Origin of the sequence: Limosilactobacillus sp. WILCCON 0051 (genome assembly GCF_039955095.1) — a bacterium.
GTDB lineage: Bacteria > Bacillota > Bacilli > Lactobacillales > Lactobacillaceae > Limosilactobacillus > Limosilactobacillus allomucosae.
In genome coordinates this window covers 2,058,386-2,080,064 of sequence record NZ_CP154878.1, presented here as the reverse complement: position 1 = coordinate 2,080,064, position 21,679 = coordinate 2,058,386, and the positions used below count along the sequence as shown (strand labels likewise).

Here is a 21,679-nt window from a genome sequence, read left to right as displayed (position 1 = left end):
CTTAGAAGTTTTATCGGGAAAGGAAGCTATAAGAATGATCACGTTTGGTCGTTATCGCCTTTCATTCTCAAAAGCCTTGACGTTTGGGTTCTTGATCGTGATTGCAATCGGTACGCTGCTTTTAATGCTGCCGATTGCAACCAAGCCTGGCGAGGACCCATCATTTATGACGGCATTTTTTACCGCAACCAGTGCAACCTGCGTAACTGGACTGACGTTGGTTGATACGGCGACTCATTGGTCTTTGTTTGGTCAGCTGGTAATTACGGCTTTGATTGAGATTGGCGGACTGGGTTTTATGACGTTTGCAATCATGATGTTTTTGTTTGCACGTCAAAAGATCAGGCTTTCAGCACGTCTGTTAGCCCAAGAATCACTGAACCTGCAGTCGCCAGCACAGATTACTATTGTAAATCTAATCGTTGGTCTGTCACTGATCATTCAAGCTTTAGGCGCTTTACTGCTATGGCCTGATTTTGGCCGCCGGTTTGGTTTGATCAAGGGGTTATGGTACAGTATCTTTCACTCGATCTCTGCTTTTTGCAATGCCGGTTTTGATCTGTTTGGCAACAGTCTGGCGTCATTTGCTGATGATACCTATGTCTTGTTTATTATGGCGGTTTTGATTATTGCTGGCTCATTTGGTTTTTTGGTTTGGCGTGATCTATTGCTTTATCGAAAAAAGCATCGGTTGTCGCTGCATACCTCACTGGCACTGTCGACTGGCGCAATTATCCTGCTGTTATCGCTGATGAGCTATCTTTTGACTGAAAATAACCTAGCTGCTCAGTTTCCGCATATGTCAGTCGAGCATCGTTTCATCAATACCGTTTTTATGGCAATTACGCCTCGGACAGCCGGTCTGACGACTTTTTCCTATCAAAATCTTTCACCGGCCGGCATCGCGGTAACGGTAATCTTGATGTTTATTGGTGGGACACCAGGTTCAACGGCTGGGGGAATCAAAACGACTACGGTTGGGCTATTGACGCTGCAGAGTATTGCCACTTTAAAAGGTCAGCGCGATACGGTTTTTGGCAGGCGCCGCTTTAAAGAAGAAAATATTTTTCGGGCGCTGACGCTGGTTTTTGTTGCCTTTGCAATTCTTGCCGCGGCAATCCTGCTGTTGTGTCTGACGCAGCATTTGCCAGCCAATTTTACTTTGGAAGATATTATTTTTGAAGTCATGGCTGCTTTTGGGACAACGGGCATCAGCATGGGGGTTACGCCGCATTTGAATTTATTTGGCAAACTGATCATAATGGCGTTGATGTTTATCGGTCGGGTTGGCATCTATACTGTAATGTTTACTGTTTTAAATGCTCATCCAAAGCAAAAGAACTATCGTTATCCGGAAGAAGGGGTTTTGATTGGCTAATAAAAACAACTATGCAGTAATTGGCATCGGTCAGTTTGGCAGCTCGGTCTGTGAAACTTTGGCCGAGGCGCATCAAGATATTTTGGCCATTGATAAGAATGAAGATGTCGTTAATGAATATGCCAATATGGTAACGCGAGCAGTCATTGCCGATGCTCAAGATGAAGAAGCGATGCGCGAGCTGGATCTGGGGAGCTTTGACAATGTCTATATTTCAGTGGGCAATATTCAGGCCAGTATCATGGCAACCCTAATCGTTAAAGAGTTGGGTGCTAAAAACATTATCTGTAAGGCGGAAAACGAAAATCATGCCCGGGTGCTGGAAAAAATCGGGGCTGACTATGTCGTACGCCCGGAACGTGATATGGCCAGACGAATGGTGTTTCATCAGCTGCATTTAAATATTGCCAACTATTTGATCTTGAATCATGAGCTGACGCTGGCCGAAATTGAGGTTAAGAGTCCAGATTTCTGTGAGCATACGCTAAAAGAGCTCAATCTGCGCGATACGTATCAAGTCAATGTAATTGCCATTGTCAGCGGAGAGCAGGTCAACAAGCTGCCACAAGCCGACGACACGCTTCATTATGGTGATCATATCTCAGTCGTTGGGGATGTCGGATCAATTCAAAAGCTCAGTTCGGTGATTGCTGATGAATGAATAATCTAGTCATAAAAACAGCGCTGTGCAGGCTTTAGAGTCCAGCACAACGCTGTTTTAAGGTGGGTTAGTCGTCAATATCAGACGTCCCGTGACGAGCTCTTAATGCCCAAAGAATTGAAACGGTATCGATTACTTCCTGCAGCATTGCCCCGATAAAAGCAGGGATGATGCCAAATGCGGCAATCAGCATCAAGACCGTACAGATGCCGATACCGATCAAGACGGCCTGTTGAGCAATGCGCATGGTTTCTTGTGAGATCGTAACGGCAATGGCAACCCGGTGCAGGTCATCTTTAACGATTACCAGATCGGCGGACTCGCTGGCTGCCGTTGACCCATGAGCACCCATGGCTATCCCGACATCGGCAGTTGCCAGTGCGGGCGCATCATTGACGCCATCACCGACCATTACGACCGGACGACGATCTTCCGGAACGTTTTTTAAGGCCGCAATCTTTTGTTCGGGCAATAGGTCAGCTCTTACCTCATGGATGCCGACCAGTTTAGCAACGTGCTGTGCAATGGCTTTTTGATCGCCAGTCAGCATAACTAGGTGCTCAACACCCAGTTGACGCAGCTGCTCCATAGTACGTGGCGCTTCAGGACGAATCTGATCTTGAAAAATCACGCAGCCCCAATACTGATCATCCACGCTAACGTAGATTGCAGTCTGAGACAGCGGCTTTTGGGTCGTATCCGGATCAGCAAAGATCAGCTTGCCGACCTTGACTTGCCGGCCGTCAACGATTGCTGAGATCCCATTGCCGACGACCTCTTTTAATTCACTGGCAGAACTAAGCGGAATCTGGTGCGCTTGAGCATAGGCGACGGTTGAGCGGGCAAGGATATGTGGCGACTGTTCCTCGGCACTGGCAGCAAAGTGCAGCAGTTCCTTAATGTCGATTCCCTTGGCCGGTTCGAGATGGTCAACGGTCAGCTGGCCACTGGTAATCGTACCGGTTTTGTCAAAGGCCATGGTTTTTGGATGCGCCATTTTTTCCAGGACGCTGCCAGTCTTGACGATGATCCCGCTGCGTGAGGCCCGACTCATCCCCGAAACGATGGCAACCGGCGCCGCTAAAATCAGGGGACATGGTGAGGCGACAACCATTACTTGAGCGAAACGACTGGGATCTTTGCTGACGATCCAAGCAATGCCGCCAATTACAAGGGCCGCCGCAGTAAAGGGAACGGCATAGCGGTCTGCTAAACGGACAAAGTGAGCCGGGGTGTTCTCCGCCTCTTTAACCAGGGCCACCAGTTTTTGATACTGACTGTCACGCGCTAATTTGACTGCTTTAATGACGATTGCCTGATCGCCGTTTAGCGAGCCTGACATTACCTGATCGCCAACCTGCTTATCGATTGGCTTTGATTCACCGGTCAGTGATGATTCGTTGACTTGCGTATTGCCTTTAATGATCTCGCCATCAATTGGTACCAGTTCGCCAGGTTTAACGACAATCGTATCGCCAATCTTAACCTGGTCGACATGAACGTCTTCAATCTGATCGTTCATCAGCCGGTGTGCAGACTGCGGCGAGTTGTCAAGCAGTGCCTTAAGCTCAGAGTTGGCCTTGCGCGAGGCATAGTCTTCCAAAGCGTCGCCGCCGACCAGCATTACTAAAATCACCATAGCGGCCCAATACTCACCGACGCTTAGAGTAGAGACAACGGCAATGATTGCCAACAGATCAACGCCATAGCGACCGCTTTTAAGAGTGTGGATCATCTCAATCAGCATCGAAAGCGCGATACCGGCTCCCACGATGGTTACCAGAATCTGGGCAGCCAGTGCCTGCTTAAAAGCGTATTGCAGGAGCACGGCTACTAAGGCGACAGCTAAAATCATGAACAATTTTTGCCGATGCGAAAATTTTTTCATAATTTTCAGCTCCTTTCCCCAAATTTTGTCTTAATTATAACGCTATTCAGCAACCGCTTCCAGATGCCAGCTTGAGGCAATCTGCCAAGTTGGTTTCATTCAGGTCAAAATTAATAAATATCGGAATAATTGACGAAAATATAAAATTAGTATTGACATTAAATGCTTTTATCGGTAATATATATAACTGTTGATACGTTATCAACGAACTTAAATAAACATTTGCGGAAGTAGTTCAGTGGTAGAACATCACCTTGCCATGGTGGGGGTCGCGGGTTCGAATCCCGTCTTCCGCTTGATTCCATTATTTCATGCACCCATAGCGCAATTGGATAGAGTGTCTGACTACGAATCAGAAGGTTGAAGGTTCGACTCCTTCTGGGTGCATTAATCGGGAATTAGCTCAGCTTGGTAGAGCGCTTCGTTCGGGACGAAGAGGTCGCAAGTTCAAATCTTGTATTCCCGATTTATAAATAAACATTATGCGGAAGTAGTTCAGTGGTAGAACATCACCTTGCCATGGTGGGGGTCGCGGGTTCGAATCCCGTCTTCCGCTTGAATTGAATATTTATTATGCACCCATAGCGCAATTGGATAGAGTGTCTGACTACGAATCAGAAGGTTGAAGGTTCGACTCCTTCTGGGTGCATTTCTTGCGGAAGTAGTTCAGTGGTAGAACATCACCTTGCCATGGTGGGGGTCGCGGGTTCGAATCCCGTCTTCCGCTTTTTGTATGCCGATGATTTTTCATCGGTTTTTTTATTAAAAAGATCCTGTCAGCACCAATTTGGCAATGACAGGATCTGATCGTTACTAGGCCTAGATCAGCCGATATTCTTTTAAAAGTTCTTCGATATAGGTTCCCTTGACTTTTTTGAGTCCCTCTTTAACTAATAGTTTCTGGGACAATGGCAGGTCCAGTTCAGTTAATTTCTTTTGATCATTAAGATAGTACATGGCATTCATCATCAAACGAACGTCAAAGGCTGAGGCAAAGACTTCGGGAACGCCCCGGTCAATGTCAAGCAGAGTATAAACGGCTTCCATGGCGGTACGAACGGAGTATTCAGTTGTAAAGACCGTATCACGTGGCGTTTCAGCAAAATTGCCGATAAAGGCTAGATTCTTGGAATGCTTTGGTACGACTAATGGGCGGTCACCCAAGGATCGCGGCATGAAGTAGGATGTGATATACGGCATGTGAGCAGGAATCGTTGTTGCTGCTTTTGCCATGGCCGGAATATCATTTTCTGGTACGCCCATATGATATAGCCACTCCTCACATAGTTCGATACCGGTACATTCGGGCATCGTTTTTTTAACGTAGTTGCCGCCTTTGTCAGAGAAGAGGCCGTACAGCCAGACGATCAGTTCATTAGGCTTCTGCTGGTGAAAATGAGGCTGCCGACTGATCGAATAGCCTAAGAGCCAGTTGGAGTCTTTGATTGTTGTAGGGCCGCTGGTTACGATTGAGCCACTGTGCGGATCTTTTTTATTTACTTTTTCAATAAATGGTACGATATCATTGTTTTTAAAAGTAATCGTAGCCGACATAGTCCAGTTTGCATTTGGAATCTGCTCGCAGAACTTTTCTGGATGACCAAAATCACTGTCTTGGGCTGCCAGGTTCTTCCATAGCTGCCAGCTAGCGCCAAGCGGATGATCAATTGGTGCAGGGTGATCATTGTCGCCGTACGTGGTGCTTTCGGTGATCGAACCATTTGTTACAAAGACCAGATCATTTGGTGTCAGTTCGATGTTTTGCGGCTCACCAGCAACTTTCATCTCGATCTTGGTGGCAAGCTTGTCGTCACCGGAGCGGTTAACGATGATGTTGTCGACGGTGGTTTCTTGATGGAATTGAACCTCATGATCCTTTAAGAATTTAACCATTGGGAGAATCAATGACTCATATTGGTTGAATTTGGTAAAACGCAGTGATGAAAGATTTTTGAGCGTACCAACGTGTTGGATGAACCGCATCAGATAACGACGCATTTCCATGGCGCTGGCCCATGGCTCAAAGGCAAACATCGTACACCAGTAGAGCCAGAAATTGGATTGGAAGAACTCCTTGTCAAAGACTTCATTGATTTTGACGTCCTGGAGTTTTTCTTCTGGCGTTAAAACCAGGTCAACGATCTCTTTGACCGCTTTTGGCGTCAGCAGCAGCTGTCCATCGGTTGGCAAAGCTTCACCGCGATTCTGAATGACACGAGTTTTAGCATAGCAGGGGTCTTTACGGTTTAGACGATAGAACTCATCCAATACTGAAGCGCCGGGGACTTCCAGTGACGGAATCGAACGAAACAGATCCCAGAGCGTCTCAAAATGCGGTTCCATTTCACGGCCGCCACGAATAATATAGGAATTGCGCTGAACGCTGTAAATTCCATCCATGCTGCCGCCTGGAACTGACAATTCTTCAAGAATATGGATTTTTTTACCTGGCATCTGTCCGTCACGAATCAAAAAGACGGCTGTGGCTAATCCAGCTAGACCTGCTCCAATGATATATGCCGATTTTTTTTCGATATCGGCTGGCTTGTCAGCATTAACGAACGCCTCGTAGTTTCCATTTGTGTAATGCATCATGCTCGCTCCTTTCAATACCAAAAATCGTTACACTTGTAACTATGCCTTTATAATATTGTTGACGCTTTCATTTGTCAATCGTTTTTAGGAAAGCGAGGAATTAGCATTAATGAATAAAAAGAGTCAAAAAACACAACTGAAAATTGAGCAAGCAATGTTTGAACTGCTTAAGGAAAAGCCTTACGCTGAACTGACAGTGGCTGAGATCGCACAACGAGCAAAGGTGTCGCGAATGGCTTTTTACCGTAATTTCAGTGGCAAGGATGCAATTTTGACGCATTTTTTGCAACAGGAATTTGCTGATTTCATTCAAGATATCAAAGAACATGACCTGAATTCATTGGAACAGCAGCTTACGGCCTACCTCAGCCACTTCAAGAATCATCCAGATTTAATGCGTGTTTTGTTGAAAGCTGGTTTTGAAGGTGAACTGCTCAATCAGCAGACGGCCTACCTGCATCGTTTGCTGATTGAGTATCATCCAGAACTTGATCTTTCAGACTATGCAATCAGCTACCAGTCTGGCGGAATCTACATGCTGCTGATTTGGTGGGTTAATGATGATTTTACTGCGCCGGTTGAGCTGCTGGTCGATTATGCGCGACGCCATATCATGCTGAATAAATAAAAACTGACCGTCATCGATCAAATGGATTGGTGACGGTCAGACTGATTATAATCAATTTGAATGCTTATTTTGATGACTTTTGATAGACGCACTGGCCTTTAAACCAGGTTTCATTTGCATTTACGGTTGCCAGTTCATCTTTTGAGACGTTGAAGATATCTTTGTTTAAAATTACAAAGTCAGCTGATTTGCCAACCTCCAGCGTTCCGTTATGTGTAAAGCCGCCAATTTCTGCTGCCCATTTGGTATAGCCTAAGATGGCCTGCGGAACGGTAATGGCCTCTTCAATGTTTACAACGTCATTATTGGCAGCCTGGCGCGTTACGGCTGCATAGATACTGTAGAAAGGACTGTCAGGCTCAGCCCAGGGAGTACATGGCGCATCAGAGCTTAAAGTCGTCAGTGCCTTTGATTTAAGCATTGATTTAACGCGGTAGGCCAATTTGAACTGTTCCGGTGTCAAATAGCTGCGATAGGATTCATCTTCTGCAAAGAAAAAGATTGGCTGGGTGGAGAGACCATACCACATTTTGGCGTGATTAATCTGATCAAGCATCTGGTCGCTAAGCAGCGAAGCGTGTTCGATGCGGATTGAAGGCATATCATCCAGCCAAGGATCTAAATCACAGGTCGTATCCAAAACCAGCTGAATTGCCGCATCACCCATCGCATGAACGGCGGCCTGCAGCTGATGCTTTTGGGCAAATTTGATGGCCGTCTTCAGCTTGGTCTGGTCAGTAAGCAAAACGCCACGCTTGCCAGAAGGATAAGGCAATGAGTTGTCAGCAGTCTCGCCAGAAATACTGCCGTCCATGAAAATCTTGATGCCGGCTACCCGCAGCTGATCATCGCCCACTGGATCAAGGTCTTGACCAGGCTTCAGCTCATCATAGACATAATAGATAGAGGCTCGTGGCTTAAAGCCCTGCTTGACGGCATCCTGGTAAAGGCGCAGCGTAGGGTAGGGATTGAGCCGACCCATCATTTCGCCAATTGCAACGATGCCGTTTTCGAGGTAATGATCAGAGCTGTTAACCATGTTTTGCACGTCGTTTTCGTAGCTTTGCGCTGATTTGGCTCGAATCAGCAGCTGACTGGCGGCTACCTCACGCATAAAACCAGTGGGACGGCCATCTGGGAAACGTTCGATATGGCCGCCTTTGGGATCTGGGGTGTTTTGATCGATACCAGCCAGTGCCAAGGCTTTTGAGTTGCCAACCGATGAATGACAGTCAGAACGATAGATAAAGATCGGCTGCTCGGTAGTAACCTGGTCCAGATCGTCAACGGTTGGCGCGCGATGTTCAGCCAGCTTGGTTTCGTCAAAGCCCCAGCCCTCGATCCAGACATCCGGACCTTGACCATATTGTGGGGAAGCTTTTAGAGCGGCGATCATTTCTTGAATGCTGTTGACGTTAGGGGGCGTACAGGCCGTCCCGTGAAGAGCATCTGCGATATATTTGGGATGGGTATGACAATCGATCAGTCCAGGCAAAACCGTTTGCTGATGCAGATCAATCGCTTGGGGATCGTCAACCTGTTCAGTCTGCCCAATCCAGCTGATGCGGCCATCTTTAACTTTAAAGGCAGAGACAAAATCAGTTTCGCTGGTACCGACAAATACCTTGCCGTTGACAAAAGTTTGTTCCATAGTTAATTCCTCCGTGATATTTTGGTAGCGGTAACATTATGATAATCCGCCAGCCGTATCGAGACAACCTTGGAAAAATAAAACTGAACATTATATTCATTATTATCTAAAAAATCAAAATTAGCATTGTAATCAAGTTTGGGCTATTCAGATGATGAAAGCCTTTACTTATTTTTGATAAGTTTAAATCTGCACAAGCGAAAAATAATTTTGAAAGTGCTTTAGATGGCTGTGAAGCCTTTTGCATCGGTAGGGAAACGGTTTTTAAATCCAGTGGTCTAGGTTAAATGTGCAAACGTTCACTTTCCAAATCGATATGAATCTGCTAAGATAGGGGCTGTAAAGGAAATCTAATGATTGCAAAGGAGATTTTGCTCTATGAAAGCTGCTGTTATTCGTGAAAATTGTGATGGCTTCGTTGACGTTAAGGACGTTACGCTGCGTGATCTGAAGCCAGGTGAAGCACTGGTCGACATGGAATACTGTGGTCTTTGCCACACCGACCTGCACGTTGCTGCCGGCGATTTTGGCAAGAAGCCTGGTACGATCATTGGTCACGAAGGTGTTGGCCGCGTATCTAAGGTTGCTCCTGGCGTTACCAGCTTGAAAGTTGGCGATCGCGTATCAATTGCTTGGTTTTTTAAGGGCTGTGGCCACTGTGAGTACTGTCTGACGGGTCGTGAAACGCTTTGCCGCAACGTTTTGAACGCCGGCTACACTGCTGATGGTGCTATGGCTCAACAATGCATCGTTCCTGCTGATTATGCAGTTAAGGTACCAGAAGGCCTGGACCCAGTTGAGGCAACTTCTCTGACCTGTGCCGGCGTTACGATGTACAAGGCACTGAAGGTTTCCGGCATCAAGCCAGGTCAATGGGTATCAATCGTTGGTGCTGGTGGTCTGGGTAACCTGGGGATTCAATTTGCTCACAACGTATTTGGTGCTCACGTTGTTGCCGTTGATGGTAACCCTGACAAACTGGAAGCTGCCAAGAAGGAAGGCGCTGAACTTCTGATCAACCGTCATGATGGCAATGTTGACGAACAGATCCAAGAAAAGGTTGGTGGCGTTCACGCAGCTGTTGTTACGGCCGTTACGCCAGCTGCCTTTGACCAAGCTGTTGGTTCCCTGCGTCCAGATGGCAAGTTGGTTGCCGTTGCTCTGCCAAAGGGTGACATGCAATTGAATATTGCCAAGACGGTTCTGGATGGGATCGTTGTTGCTGGTTCACTGGTTGGTACGCGTCAAGACCTGGCTGAATGCTTCCAATTTGGTGCTGAAGGCAAGGTTCACCCAATCGTTAAGACCCGCAAGCTGGAAGAAATCAACGACATGATTCAAGAACTTAAGGACAACAAAGTAGTTGGCCGGAACGTCGTTGACTTTGTACACAACAAATAATTGAATAACGGCTAAGGCAAGCTGATCTTAGCAATCTAAAATTTAAGGCTCATCGTTGTTTTGCAGCGATGAGTTTTTTTATTTAAAATCGGAATTTTATGGATATATATGATAAAATTAAGGTCAACATTAGTCAGATAAAGAAAGAGGGGGCGAAATTTTGGAAGACCGCAGTATTTCAGATATTATTGAAGCTTATCTTAAAGAAATTCTTGGCAACTCAGAGCAGATTGAGATACGTCGTTCAGAAGTGGCCAACCATTTCGATGTGGTACCATCACAGATCAATTATGTAATTAAAACTCGCTTCACCCTGCAAAATGGCTACCTGGTTCAAAGCAAACGTGGCGGTGGCGGCTATATTCGCATTGAACGCATCAATCTATTGGATGATGTCGATGTCTTGGATATGCTGATCAATGCAATTGGCGACTCAATCAGTGAACGGGATGCCTTCGACGTGATTCGAACTTTATATGAAGAAAAAGTCATCACGCGACGAGAAGGTGATTTAATGATGGTAATGGTCGCTAAACAAACCTTGAAACTGGATAGTCGGGTTAAAGAAAATCAGCTGCGGGCCCGGGTTTTGACTTCACTGTTGAACCGGCTGCGTTTTGAAAGCTAAAAGAGAAAGAGACGGTGATTTAATGGACAATAATTCATACACCCGAAGCGCGCAAAACGTTTTGCAGATTGCCCAGGAACAGGCACACTACTTTAAGCATCAGGCCGTGGGAACCGAGCATCTGCTGCTGGCGTTGAGCATGGTTTCCAATAGTATTGCGGGCCGTGTTTTGAATCAGTTTAACGTCACCAGCGATGATATTCGTGAAGAAATCGAAAGTCTAACCGGCTATGGCACGATGCAGGAAGTTGATCGCGATACCTATCTGCCTGATTCGCCCAAGCTGCGCAGTATTTTATTGCTGGCTAAGCAGATGGCCCAGCGTCTACAGGCTCCTCAAATTGGCACCGAGCATCTGCTGTTAGCCCTGCTGAGTGATGATGCAATCCTATCATCACGAATCTTAAGCAATCTGGACGTTAATCCCAAACAGGCACGTCGGATTTTGCTGCGGCGCTTAGGAATCGCAGAAAATCAACAGCGGCGGGCACCACGGCGACGTCCTGGCGAAAATGACGGCAGCGACGGCGAGGTTCAGGGAACACCGACGCTGGACAAGCTGGCCCGTGATTTAACACAGATCGCGCGCAGTGATGGCATGGATCCCGTAGTTGGCCGCGATCGTGAAATCAAGCGGGTAATTCAGATCCTCAGTCGTCGGACTAAAAACAATCCGGTGCTGATTGGTGAGCCAGGGGTCGGCAAAACCGCGATTGCAGAAGGCTTGGCCGAACGCATCGTAGCTGGTCGGGTGCCTGAAGAACTGGCTGATAAGCGATTGATGATGCTGGATATGGGTTCGCTGGTTGCGGGCACCAAGTATCGCGGTGAGTTTGAGGACCGTTTGAAAAAAATCATCAATGAAATCTATCATGATGGCCATGTAATTCTTTTTATCGATGAACTGCATACTCTGGTTGGAGCTGGTGGTGCAGAAGGGGCGATTGATGCCTCAAATATCTTAAAGCCAGCGCTGGCCCGTGGTGAGCTGCAGACGATTGGCGCAACGACGCTGGATGAGTATCAAAAATACATTGAATCAGACGCAGCTTTGGAACGGCGCTTTGCAACGGTTCAAGTTGAAGAGCCGACCGCTGAGGATGCGCTGGCGATTCTAAAAGGTTTGCGGCCTAAATATGAAGAGCATCATCACGTCAAAATCGATGATGAAGCCTTGGAAGCTGCCGTTAAGCTGTCAACGCGCTATTTGACGAGCCGTTTTCTGCCAGATAAGGCTATTGATTTGATGGATGAGGCAGCGGCCATGGTACGCATCGAAGCTGAAGAACAGTCCTCACCACTGGCAAACGAACAGGCTCAGCTGCGCAAACTAGGCGAGGAAAAAGAACAGGCCATTGAGCAGCAGGACTTTGATCGCGCGGCCCAGCTCAGGCAGGCTGAACTGACCATCAAGGCGCGACTGGCACAAGAAGAGGAACAGCGACAAAAGCAGGCTGATCAATATCAGCTGCACGTTACCGGTGAAGACATTGCTAAAGTGGTGGCAGAATGGACGGGTGTACCGCTGACTCAGCTGCAGAAGACGGAAAGCGACCGGCTGATCAATCTGGAACGAGTCCTGCATCAACGCGTGATTGGTCAGGATGAGGCAGTTTCGGCAATTGCCCGTTCAATTCGTCGAGCGCGCAGTGGTCTTAAGGATCCTAATCGGCCAATTGGCTCATTTATGTTTCTGGGGCCAACCGGTGTCGGGAAGACGGAATTAGCTAAGGCGCTGGCTGAAGCAATGTTTGGTTCGGAAAGCAATATGATTCGTGTCGATATGTCTGAGTATATGGAAAAGTACAGCGTCAGTCGCTTGATTGGGGCGGCTCCTGGCTATGTTGGTTATGATGAGGGTGGTCAGCTGACGGAAAAGGTTCGTCAGCATCCATATAGCGTCGTGCTGCTTGATGAAGCCGAAAAAGCGCACCCCGACGTATTTAACCTATTGCTGCAGGTACTGGATGATGGCTATCTGACGGATTCAAAAGGACGGCGCGTTGACTTCCGCAATACGATTTTGATTATGACTTCTAATCTTGGAGCCACTCAGCTGCAGGATGAAAAAACAGTTGGCTTTGGGGCTGCCGACATGACGACGGATTATCAGGCCATGTCAGCCGCCATCAAGCAGCAGCTGAAACTGCACTTCCGGCCAGAATTTCTCAATCGTATTGATGAAACGATCATCTTCCACTCCTTGAATCCAAAAGAGCTGCATCAGATCGTTAAGCTCCTGGCCAACAAAGTCAAACAGCGGATGGCTGAGCGTGATATCAAGGTACGCTTTACGCCAGGCGCGATCGATGTGATTGCCAAAGCCGGCTATGATCCTGAATATGGCGCGCGGCCGTTGCGACGCTCACTGCAGAATCTGGTTGAGGATCCATTGAGCGAGGCATTGCTGGCCGGGGCAGTCCAAACTGGTGATGAAGTCGTGATTGGTTCGCATCAGGGCAAGATTACGCTAAAGGACAAACGCGGGGATGCCAAGCCTGAATTGATTGCCCTGCCTTAAAATTCTGCTGGTTTCGATAAATAACCTGATAGATAAATTTTATTAGTCATTGAATCATCATTTAATGAAATGAGATTTAATGACTTTTATTTTTGGCGAATTAGTAACCCAAGCTTGCAAGAACTGGGTTTTCGTGTGAGAATTATTTTTGACTAATATGGGAAACCGATAAGGGAGAATCGATAGAGCATGAAACGAGCAGAACAATTGGCAAAAACTCGCCAAGCAATTTTAAAAACCGCTACTACACTGTTTTTGCAAAAAGGCTTTTCTGGTGCCTCGACCAGAGATATCGCCAAGCAGATCGGCATTACTCAGCCAGCTTTGTACCACCACTTTAATGATAAGGAAGTTTTGTACCTGGCTGTTTTAACCAATCTATGCAGTAAGGTTCGCCAGGATATCAACAAGGTTATGCGCAAACAGCAGATTGATCCAGAAGAACGACTGTATGGAATTACTGAAGTATTGAGAAAGCATCATCCGCTCAACGTCTACGATCAGTATCAAGAAGCCAAAAGAGAGCTTTCCGAAAGTGCTCAGCGCAAACTGGACATGCTGTTTACGATGGATTACCTTGAACCGATTGCTGATTTCTTTAAACTTCCTGAAGTGCGTCTGCGGCCGGATTTGTTGCCTAAAGAAGCGGCGGAATTGTTTATTGCTGATCTGTCGCCGATCTTTAAATCATTTCAGCCAATTGGCGGCCATGCCATCTCTGAAGAGCAGCGTACCAAGCTGATTTTGAGCTGCATTTTACGCGGTTTGACGGTTTCGGCAACGACCAGTGAAAAATAAAATATTGACAATGAATTAGCAAACGCGTATGATAATCGGTGTATGTAATTGCGAGTTCATTTGAGTTCCGTGATCTCTTGTCCATGGGATTCTTTATAAAAACCAAAGACAGCACCCAGCTGTTTTTGGATTTTTTTTGCCCAAAAGCAGGAATTTTGATGATTTGTAATCAAAATGTAATATTACAAATTTAAATGAGCTTGCCCAACAAATTTGAGAGGTGAATAGTTTGGCCGGACATTTAGTAAAATACGGTAAGCACCGTACGCGTCGCAGTTACTCCCGTATCAAGGAAGTACTGGACCTGCCTAACTTGATTGAAATCCAGACCGATTCCTATAACTGGTTTATGGAAAAAGGTCTGCGGGAAATGTTTAACGACATCATGCCAATCGATGACTTCCAAGGCAAACTGTCGCTGGAATTCGTCGACTACCAACTGCTTGAACCTAAGTATACGGTTGATGAAGCCCGGGAACACGATGCAAACTACTCTGCACCGCTGCACGTTACCCTGCGCTTGACGAACCACGAAACTGGCGAAATCAAGTCCCAAGACGTGTTCTTCGGCGACTTCCCACTGATGACGGACCAAGGTACCTTTATTATCAATGGTGCGGAACGAGTAATCGTTTCTCAACTGGTTCGTTCTCCTGGCGTTTACTACAATGAAGAAGATGACAAAAACGGCCGGCCAAGCTATGGTGCCACTTTTATTCCAAACCGTGGTGCCTGGCTGGAATACGAAACCGATGCAAAGGGAATCTCCTACGTACGGGTTGACCGGACACGGAAACTGCCTTTGACTGAAATGGTGCGCGCGCTGGGCTTTGGCTCTGACGATGAGATCATCGACATGCTGGGCGGCAACAGTGAAGGCCTGTCTGCTACGATTGATAAAGACGTGCACAAGAACCCTGAAGACTCACGAGTTGAAGAAGCCTTAAAGGACATCTACGAACGCTTGCGTCCAGGTGAGCCTAAGACGGCTGACTCAGCACGGAATCTGCTGACGGCTCGCTTCTTTGATCCAAAGCGCTACGACATGGCACCGGTTGGCCGTTACAAGACCAACAAGAAACTGATGATGAAGTACCGGCTGCTGGGTCAAACGCTGGCTGAAACGCTGGCAGATCCGGAAACTGGTGAAATCCTGGCCAACAAGGGCGATGTAGTTACCAAAGAAGTATTGAAGAATTTGGAACCAGCCCTGGACAACGATGACTTCAAGATGGTTACCTACACGCCATCTGATGAAGCTGTTGTTACGGCACCGGTTAAGCTGCAAAAGATCCTGGTTTACTCCAAGAATGATCCTGACCGTGTTGTGCCAATCGTTGCCAACGGTCACATTCCTTTGGAGCTTAAGCACATTCAGCCAGCTGACATCATCGCGTCCATCAACTACTTCTTCAACCTGCAAGAAGGCATTGGCACGACTGATGACATCGACCACTTGGGTAACCGGCGAATTCGTTCCGTAGGTGAACTGCTGCAGAACCAATTCCGGATCGGCTTGGCTCGGATGGAACGTGTGGTTCGTGAACGGATGTCGATTCAAGACATTAACACGGTTACGCCACAGCAGCTGATCAACATTCGGCCAGTGGTTGCCTCAATTAAGGAATTCTTTGGTTCTTCACAGCTTTCTCAATTCATGGACCAAACCAACCCACTGGGCGAACTTTCGCACAAGCGGCGTCTGTCTGCCCTGGGTCCTGGTGGTTTGACTCGTGACCGGGCCGGCTATGAAGTTCGTGACGTTCACTATACTCACTACGGCCGGATGTGCCCAATTGAAACGCCTGAAGGTCCTAACATCGGTCTGATCAACTCACTGTCATCCTATGCTCGGATCAATGAATATGGCTTTATCGAAACGCCATACCACCGTGTTTCATGGGATACGCACAAGGTTACCGACAAAATCGACTACCTGACTGCTGATGAAGAAGATAATTACATCATTGCTCAGGCCAACACCAAGCTTAACGATGACGGCTCATTTGCTGATGAAGAAATCATGTGCCGTCATAAGGATGACTATGTTGAAACGACTCCTGAAAACGTCGACTACATGGATATCTCGCCTAAGCAGGTTGTTTCCGTTGCCTCAGCATGTATTCCTTTCCTGGAAAACGATGACTCCAACCGTGCCTTGATGGGTGCCAACATGCAGCGTCAAGCGGTTCCTTTGATCAACCCTCATGCACCGCTGATTGGTACTGGGATTGAATACAAAGCCGCTCATGACTCTGGGGTTGCCTTGGTTGCCAAGAAGGCTGGTACGGTTGAATACGTCGATGCTCGTGAAATTCGCGTTCGTGAAGAAGATGGCACGCTTGACACCTACAAGCTGATGAAATTCCGTCGTTCCAACGGTGGTAAGAACTACAACCAGCGTCCAATCGTCAAGGTCGGTGAACATATCGATGCTGATGACGTTTTGGCTGATGGTCCATCAATGGAACAAGGTGAACTGGCGCTGGGGCAAAACCCATTGATCGCCTTTATGACTTGGCAAGGCTACAACTTTGAAGATGCCATTGCCATCAATGAACGCTTGATCAAAGAAGACGTCTACACTTCAATTCACATTGAATCATATGAATCTGAAGCTCGTGAAACCAAGCTTGGACCTGAAGAAATGACCAGCGAGATCCCTAACGTTGGTGCCGATGCCTTGAAGAATCTGGACGAAACCGGTGTTATTCGTGTTGGTGCTGAAGTTAACGATGGTGACATTCTGGTTGGTAAGGTTACGCCAAAGGGAATGACTGAGCTGTCAGCTGAAGAACGGCTGCTGCACGCCATCTTTGGTGAAAAGTCGCGTGAGGTTCGTGATACGTCGCTGCGGGTACCACACGGCGGTGGCGGTATCGTTCAAGACGTTAAGGTATTTACGCGTGAAAACGGTGATGAGCTGGCTCCTGGTGTCAACAAGATGGTTCGGGTCTACATTGCTCAAAAGCGTAAGATCCAAGTCGGTGACAAGATGGCCGGCCGACACGGTAACAAGGGTACGGTTTCAATCGTGGTACCAGAAGAAGACATGCCATATATGCCAGATGGTACGCCAATCGATATCATGCTGAGTCCAATGGGTGTGCCTTCCCGTATGAACATTGGTCAAGTTATCGAACTGCACCTGGGGATGGCTGCTCGCAAGCTGGGTATCCACATTGCTACGCCAGTCTTTGATGGGGCAACCGATGAAGACGTTTGGGAAGCAGTTAAGGAAGCCGGACTGCCATCTGATGGTAAGACGATTCTTTACGATGGCCGCACGGGTGAACCATTTGAACAACGAGTTTCCGTTGGTGTCATGCACTATCTGAAGCTGGCACACATGGTTGACGACAAGATTCACGCTCGTTCAATTGGACCTTACTCACTGGTTACGCAACAGCCATTGGGTGGTAAGGCACAATTTGGTGGTCAGCGTTTCGGTGAAATGGAAGTCTGGGCCCTCGAAGCCTATGGTGCTGCCTACACGCTGCAAGAAATCTTGACTTACAAGTCCGATGACGTTGTTGGTCGTGTCAACACCTACGAAGCCATCATCAATGGTGACCCAATTCCAAAGCCAGGTGTTCCTGAATCCTTCCGCGTGCTGGTTAAGGAACTGCAATCCCTTGGTCTGGATATGAAGGTGCTTGACAGTCAAAACGAAGAAGTTCAACTTAAGAACATGGATGAAGGCGTGGCCGACATCCGCAAGCTGGCTCGCGATGGCAGCGACAAGCACGAAGAAGTCAAAGACGAAGCAAAACAAGACTAGTTTGCCTGAATTGAAATAAGGAGGATCATCCTTTGATTGACGTCAATAAATTTGAAAGCATGCAGATCGGTCTGGCCTCACCACAAAAGATCCGCAGCTGGTCGTACGGGGAAGTTAAAAAGCCGGAAACGATCAACTACCGGACGCTGAAGCCGGAAAAAGACGGTCTGTTTGACGAACGAATCTTTGGTCCAACCAAGGATTACGAATGTGCTTGTGGCAAGTACAAGCGGATTCGTTTCAAGGGCCGCGTTTGTGACCGCTGTGGAGTTGAGGTTACCAGCTCCAAGGTACGTCGCGAACGGATGGGGCACATTGAGCTGGCCGCCCCTGTTTCTCACATTTGGTACTTCAAGGGTATTCCTAGTCGAATGGGCTTGGTCTTGGACATGAGCCCACGTGCCCTGGAAGAAGTTATCTATTTTGCTTCTTACGTTGTTTTGGATGCCGGTGACACGCCACTGGAAAAGAAACAATTGCTCTCTGAAGCGGAATACCGTGAAAAGAAGGAAGAATACGGTGACCGCTTTACTGCTGAAATGGGTGCTGAAGCCATTCAAAAACTGTTGGCTGACGTTGACCTGGAAAAGGAAGCTACCGAATTAAAAGCCGTCTTGAAAGAAGCCACTGGCCAAAAGCGGACGCGCGCCGTTCGTCGTCTGGACATTTTGGAAGCCTTCTTAAAGTCTGGCAACAAGCCAGAATGGATGGTTATGGATGTTATTCCAGTTATGCCGCCTGATTTACGGCCAATGGTACAACTGGAAGGTGGCCGGTTCGCAACTTCAGATTTGAACGATCTGTACCGGCGGGTTATCAACCGTAATAATCGTCTGAAGCGGCTGTTGGAATTGAACGCGCCTGGCATCATCGTTCAAAACGAAAAGCGGATGCTGCAGGAAGCCGTCGATGCCCTGATTGATAACGGTCGTCGTGGTCGTCCAGTTGCTGGTCCTGGTAACCGTCCATTGAAGTCGCTCTCTCACCTGCTGAAAGGTAAGCAAGGGCGTTTCCGTCAAAACCTGCTGGGTAAGCGTGTTGACTACTCTGGTCGTTCGGTTATTGATGTTGGTCCTAACCTGAAGATGAACCAGATGGGGCTGCCAGTACCAATGGCAATGGAACTGTTCAAGCCGTTTATCATGCATGAATTGACCAAGCGGGGCCTGGCTACCAACGTTAAGGCTGCCAAGCGCTTGATCGATAAGCGTGACAACAAGGTCTTCGATGTCTTGGAAGACGTTATCAGTGAACACCCAGTTCTGCTTAACCGGGCACCTACTCTGCACCGTTTGGGTATTCAAGCCTTTGAACCGGTATTGGTATCTGGTAAGGCAATGCGTCTGCACCCATTGGTTTGTGCTGCCTACAACGCCGACTTTGACGGTGACCAAATGGCTATTCACGTTCCACTGTCTGATGAGGCACAAGCTGAAGCCCGTCTGCTGATGCTGGCTGCTCACCATATCCTGTCGCCTCGTGACGGTGAACCAATCGTGGCACCTTCTCAAGATATGGTTATCGGTAACTACTACATGACGACCGAAGACAAGGCTCGTGAAGGCGAAGGCATGATCTTCAAGGATGCAAATGAAGCATACATGGCTTACAAGGATGGCTTTGTTGCCCTGCAGACGCGAGTTGGGGTTCAGGTCTCTTCAATGCCAAAGAAGCCATTTACTGATGAACAGCGCAGTCAGATCATGGTTACCAGTGTTGGTAAGCTGATCTTCAACGGCATCATGCCAGAAGACTACTACTACATCAATGAACCAACCAATGACAATCTGTTGAATGGTGTTCCTGAAAAGTACTTCCTGGACAAGGGTGAAGATATTCACGCCTACTTGGAAAATGCACCATTGGTTCCACCATTTAAGAAGGGCTTCTTGTCTGACATCATTGCCGAAGTCTACAAGAAGTACAAGGTTACCAAGACTTCGCAATTCCTTGACCGCATCAAGGATCTGGGTTACTACGAATCCACGATTTCTGGTGTTACCGTGGGGATTGCCGATATTACTGACTTGAAAGAAAAGCCGGCAATCATCGAAAATGCTCACAAGCAGGTTGCTTTGGTTACCAAGCAGTTCCGTCGTGGTCTGATTACTGATGATGAACGTTATGAACGAGTTATTGGCATTTGGAATGATGCTAAAGATGAAGTTCAAAACAAGCTGATTGAACATATGGACATCCACAACCCAATCAACATGATGTCTGACTCGGGTGCTCGTGGTAACATCTCCAACTTTACTCAGCTGGCCGGGATGCGTGGTCTGATGGCCGCTCCTAACGGTAAGATCATGGAACTGCCAGTCCTTTCAAACTTCCGTGAAGGTCTTTCAGTTCTGGAAATGTTCTTGTCATCTCACGGTGCTCGTAAAGGTATGACTGATACGGCCCTTAAGACTGCCAACTCAGGTTACTTGACTCGTCGTCTGGTCGATGTTGCCCAAGACGTGGTCGTTCGTGAAAAAGACTGTGGTACTGATCGCGGTCTGGATGTTGCCGCAATTACTGAAGGCAATGAAATGATCGAGCCGCTTTATGATCGGATTCTGGGTCGTTATACGATGAAGTCCGTCTTTGATCCAGAAACTGGCGAGAAGATCTGTGACAAGAACGTCTTGGTTGACGAAGAGATGGCTCAAAAGATCGTTGATGCTGGAGTTAAGAAGGTAACGATCCGCTCAGCCTTCACTTGCAACACTGAACACGGTGTCTGCGAACGCTGCTACGGTCGTAACGCTGCTACTGGCGACAAGGTTGAGGCCGGTGAAGCCGTTGGTACGGTTGCTGCTCAATCAATCGGTGAACCAGGTACTCAATTGACGCTGCGGAACTTCCACACTGGTGGGGTTGCTGGCAACGACGATATCACGCAAGGTCTTCCTCGTGTGCAAGAAATCGTAGAAGCACGGAATCCTAAAGGTAAGGCAACGATTTCTGAAGTTACCGGTGAAGTTCAATCAATCGAAGAAAACCCAGCTGAACGGACCAAAGACGTTACGATTGCTGGTGAAAACGACACACGGACTTACACGCTGCCAATCACGGCTCGTCTTAAGGTTGAAGAAGGCGACTACATTCACCGTGGGATGCAATTGAATGAAGGTTCGATTGATCCTAAGGAACTGATTCGCGTTCGCGACGTTCTGTCTACGGAAACCTACCTGTTGGCTGAAGTTCAAAAGGTTTACCGGATGCAGGGTATTGATCTGCTCGACAAGCACGTTGAAATCATGATTCGTCAAATGATGCGCAAGGTTCGCGTCATGGATCCTGGCGATACTGATCTGTTGCCGGGTGAATTGATGGATATCAGTCAATTCCGCGATGCCAACCGTGACACGCTGGTTGCTGGTAACATTCCGGCAACGTCACGTCCGGTTATCTTGGGAATTACCAAGGCTGCCTTGGAGACCAACAGTTTTCTGTCTGCTGCCTCCTTCCAAGAAACGACTCGTGTCTTGACGGATGCTGCTATTCGTGGCAAGAACGATCCATTGGTTGGTTTGAAGGAAAACGTTATTATCGGGAAGCTGATTCCTGCCGGTACTGGTATGAGCAACTACCGCAACATCAAGCCAAAAGAAGTTGCTGTAGCTGCCGACGCACCAATGAAATCAACCAGCGATATCGAAGCCGAAATGAAAAAACAAAAGTAGGCTAAAGCTTTTGTGATTAAATAGTGCTATTCGTGGGGCCTAGTATTTGGTTTGATTCCAAATGCTGGGCCCCATTGT

At 47.5% G+C, this 21,679-nt stretch carries 12 protein-coding genes and 6 tRNA genes; 15 read left to right on the top strand and 3 right to left on the bottom strand.

From position 1 onward, the window contains the following. The first annotated feature begins 34 nt into the window (after positions 1 to 34). Both ABC765_RS09750 and ABC765_RS09745 read left to right on the top strand, forming a co-directional pair. Positions 35 to 1,378, top strand: coding sequence for a TrkH family potassium uptake protein (locus tag ABC765_RS09750; protein WP_347953756.1), 1,344 nt, complete (start codon positions 35 to 37; stop codon positions 1,376 to 1,378). Then, positions 1,371 to 2,039 (top strand): TrkA family potassium uptake protein, encoded by a 669-nt coding sequence (locus tag ABC765_RS09745; RefSeq protein WP_347980343.1) that lies wholly within the window; start codon positions 1,371 to 1,373, stop codon positions 2,037 to 2,039. The genes ABC765_RS09750 and ABC765_RS09745 overlap by 8 nt, the downstream gene beginning before the upstream one ends. A gap of 67 nt (positions 2,040 to 2,106) precedes the next feature. On the opposite strand, the gene ABC765_RS09740 is transcribed toward ABC765_RS09745, so the two are convergent. Then, the gene (locus ABC765_RS09740) at positions 2,107 to 3,927 is read right to left on the bottom strand and encodes a heavy metal translocating P-type ATPase (RefSeq protein WP_347980342.1); all 1,821 of its coding nucleotides are present in this window, start codon (positions 3,925 to 3,927) and stop codon (positions 2,107 to 2,109) included. Positions 3,928 to 4,151: 224 nt separating this feature from the next. Between ABC765_RS09740 and ABC765_RS09735 the strand changes: the two genes are divergently transcribed. From ABC765_RS09735 to ABC765_RS09710, 6 genes are all read left to right on the top strand, one after another. Next, positions 4,152 to 4,223, top strand: a tRNA-Gly gene (locus ABC765_RS09735). Positions 4,224 to 4,240: 17 nt separating this feature from the next. Next, positions 4,241 to 4,314 (top strand) — tRNA-Arg (locus ABC765_RS09730). 5 nt (positions 4,315 to 4,319) lie between these two features. Next, positions 4,320 to 4,393: transfer RNA gene (locus tag ABC765_RS09725), tRNA-Pro, on the top strand. An 18-nt stretch (positions 4,394 to 4,411) separates the two neighbouring features. Next, positions 4,412 to 4,483 (top strand) — tRNA-Gly (locus ABC765_RS09720). A gap of 19 nt (positions 4,484 to 4,502) precedes the next feature. Next, positions 4,503 to 4,576 (top strand) — tRNA-Arg (locus tag ABC765_RS09715). Between the two features lie 6 nt (positions 4,577 to 4,582). Next, positions 4,583 to 4,654: transfer RNA gene (locus ABC765_RS09710), tRNA-Gly, on the top strand. A gap of 92 nt (positions 4,655 to 4,746) precedes the next feature. Here ABC765_RS09710 and ABC765_RS09705 read toward each other — a convergent pair. After that, on the bottom strand, positions 4,747 to 6,519 hold the full coding sequence (locus tag ABC765_RS09705) for an oleate hydratase (RefSeq protein ID WP_347980341.1): 1,773 nt from the start codon (positions 6,517 to 6,519) through the stop codon (positions 4,747 to 4,749). 112 nt (positions 6,520 to 6,631) lie between these two features. On the opposite strand from ABC765_RS09705, the gene ABC765_RS09700 reads away from it, so the two are divergent. Continuing rightward, complete coding sequence (locus tag ABC765_RS09700) at positions 6,632 to 7,150, top strand: TetR/AcrR family transcriptional regulator (RefSeq protein ID WP_347980340.1); 519 nt, start codon at positions 6,632 to 6,634, stop codon at positions 7,148 to 7,150. A 64-nt stretch (positions 7,151 to 7,214) separates the two neighbouring features. Here the strand turns inward: ABC765_RS09700 and ABC765_RS09695 are convergent, their stop codons facing one another. Beyond that, on the bottom strand, positions 7,215 to 8,801 hold the full coding sequence (locus ABC765_RS09695; protein WP_347953753.1) for an amidohydrolase: 1,587 nt from the start codon (positions 8,799 to 8,801) through the stop codon (positions 7,215 to 7,217). A 378-nt stretch (positions 8,802 to 9,179) separates the two neighbouring features. Here ABC765_RS09695 and adhP point away from each other — a divergent pair, with 378 nt between their 5' ends. From adhP to rpoC, 6 genes are all read left to right on the top strand, one after another. Beyond that, a complete protein-coding gene (gene adhP, locus ABC765_RS09690; protein ID WP_347953752.1) occupies positions 9,180 to 10,202 on the top strand; it encodes an alcohol dehydrogenase AdhP in 1,023 nt (340 codons plus the stop codon). A gap of 160 nt (positions 10,203 to 10,362) precedes the next feature. After that, positions 10,363 to 10,830: a CtsR family transcriptional regulator gene (locus tag ABC765_RS09685; RefSeq protein WP_006500635.1), complete on the top strand. Its 468-nt coding sequence runs from the start codon at positions 10,363 to 10,365 to the stop codon at positions 10,828 to 10,830. A 22-nt stretch (positions 10,831 to 10,852) separates the two neighbouring features. After that, positions 10,853 to 13,351: an ATP-dependent Clp protease ATP-binding subunit gene (locus ABC765_RS09680; RefSeq protein ID WP_347980339.1), complete on the top strand. Its 2,499-nt coding sequence runs from the start codon at positions 10,853 to 10,855 to the stop codon at positions 13,349 to 13,351. A gap of 189 nt (positions 13,352 to 13,540) precedes the next feature. Next, the gene (locus tag ABC765_RS09675) at positions 13,541 to 14,149 is read left to right on the top strand and encodes a TetR/AcrR family transcriptional regulator (protein ID WP_347980338.1); all 609 of its coding nucleotides are present in this window, start codon (positions 13,541 to 13,543) and stop codon (positions 14,147 to 14,149) included. A 220-nt stretch (positions 14,150 to 14,369) separates the two neighbouring features. Continuing rightward, positions 14,370 to 17,930 (top strand): DNA-directed RNA polymerase subunit beta, encoded by a 3,561-nt coding sequence (locus ABC765_RS09670; protein ID WP_347953749.1) that lies wholly within the window; start codon positions 14,370 to 14,372, stop codon positions 17,928 to 17,930. Between the two features lie 32 nt (positions 17,931 to 17,962). Continuing rightward, a complete protein-coding gene (gene rpoC, locus ABC765_RS09665; protein ID WP_347980337.1) occupies positions 17,963 to 21,601 on the top strand; it encodes a DNA-directed RNA polymerase subunit beta' in 3,639 nt (1,212 codons plus the stop codon). Positions 21,602 to 21,679 lie beyond the last annotated feature (78 nt).

Excerpts from the sequence above, each read along its gene's own strand:
- ABC765_RS09750 (WP_347953756.1), top strand. The coding sequence starts at position 35 with ATGATCACGTTTGGTCGTTATCGCCTTTCATTCTCAAAAGCCTTGACG.
- ABC765_RS09740 (WP_347980342.1), bottom strand. The coding sequence starts at position 3,927 with ATGAAAAAATTTTCGCATCGGCAAAAATTGTTCATGATTTTAGCTGTC.
- ABC765_RS09705 (WP_347980341.1), bottom strand. The coding sequence starts at position 6,519 with ATGCATTACACAAATGGAAACTACGAGGCGTTCGTTAATGCTGACAAG.
- ABC765_RS09700 (WP_347980340.1), top strand. The coding sequence starts at position 6,632 with ATGAATAAAAAGAGTCAAAAAACACAACTGAAAATTGAGCAAGCAATG.
- ABC765_RS09695 (WP_347953753.1), bottom strand. The coding sequence starts at position 8,801 with ATGGAACAAACTTTTGTCAACGGCAAGGTATTTGTCGGTACCAGCGAA.
- adhP (WP_347953752.1), top strand. The coding sequence starts at position 9,180 with ATGAAAGCTGCTGTTATTCGTGAAAATTGTGATGGCTTCGTTGACGTT.
- ABC765_RS09680 (WP_347980339.1), top strand. The coding sequence starts at position 10,853 with ATGGACAATAATTCATACACCCGAAGCGCGCAAAACGTTTTGCAGATT.
- ABC765_RS09675 (WP_347980338.1), top strand. The coding sequence starts at position 13,541 with ATGAAACGAGCAGAACAATTGGCAAAAACTCGCCAAGCAATTTTAAAA.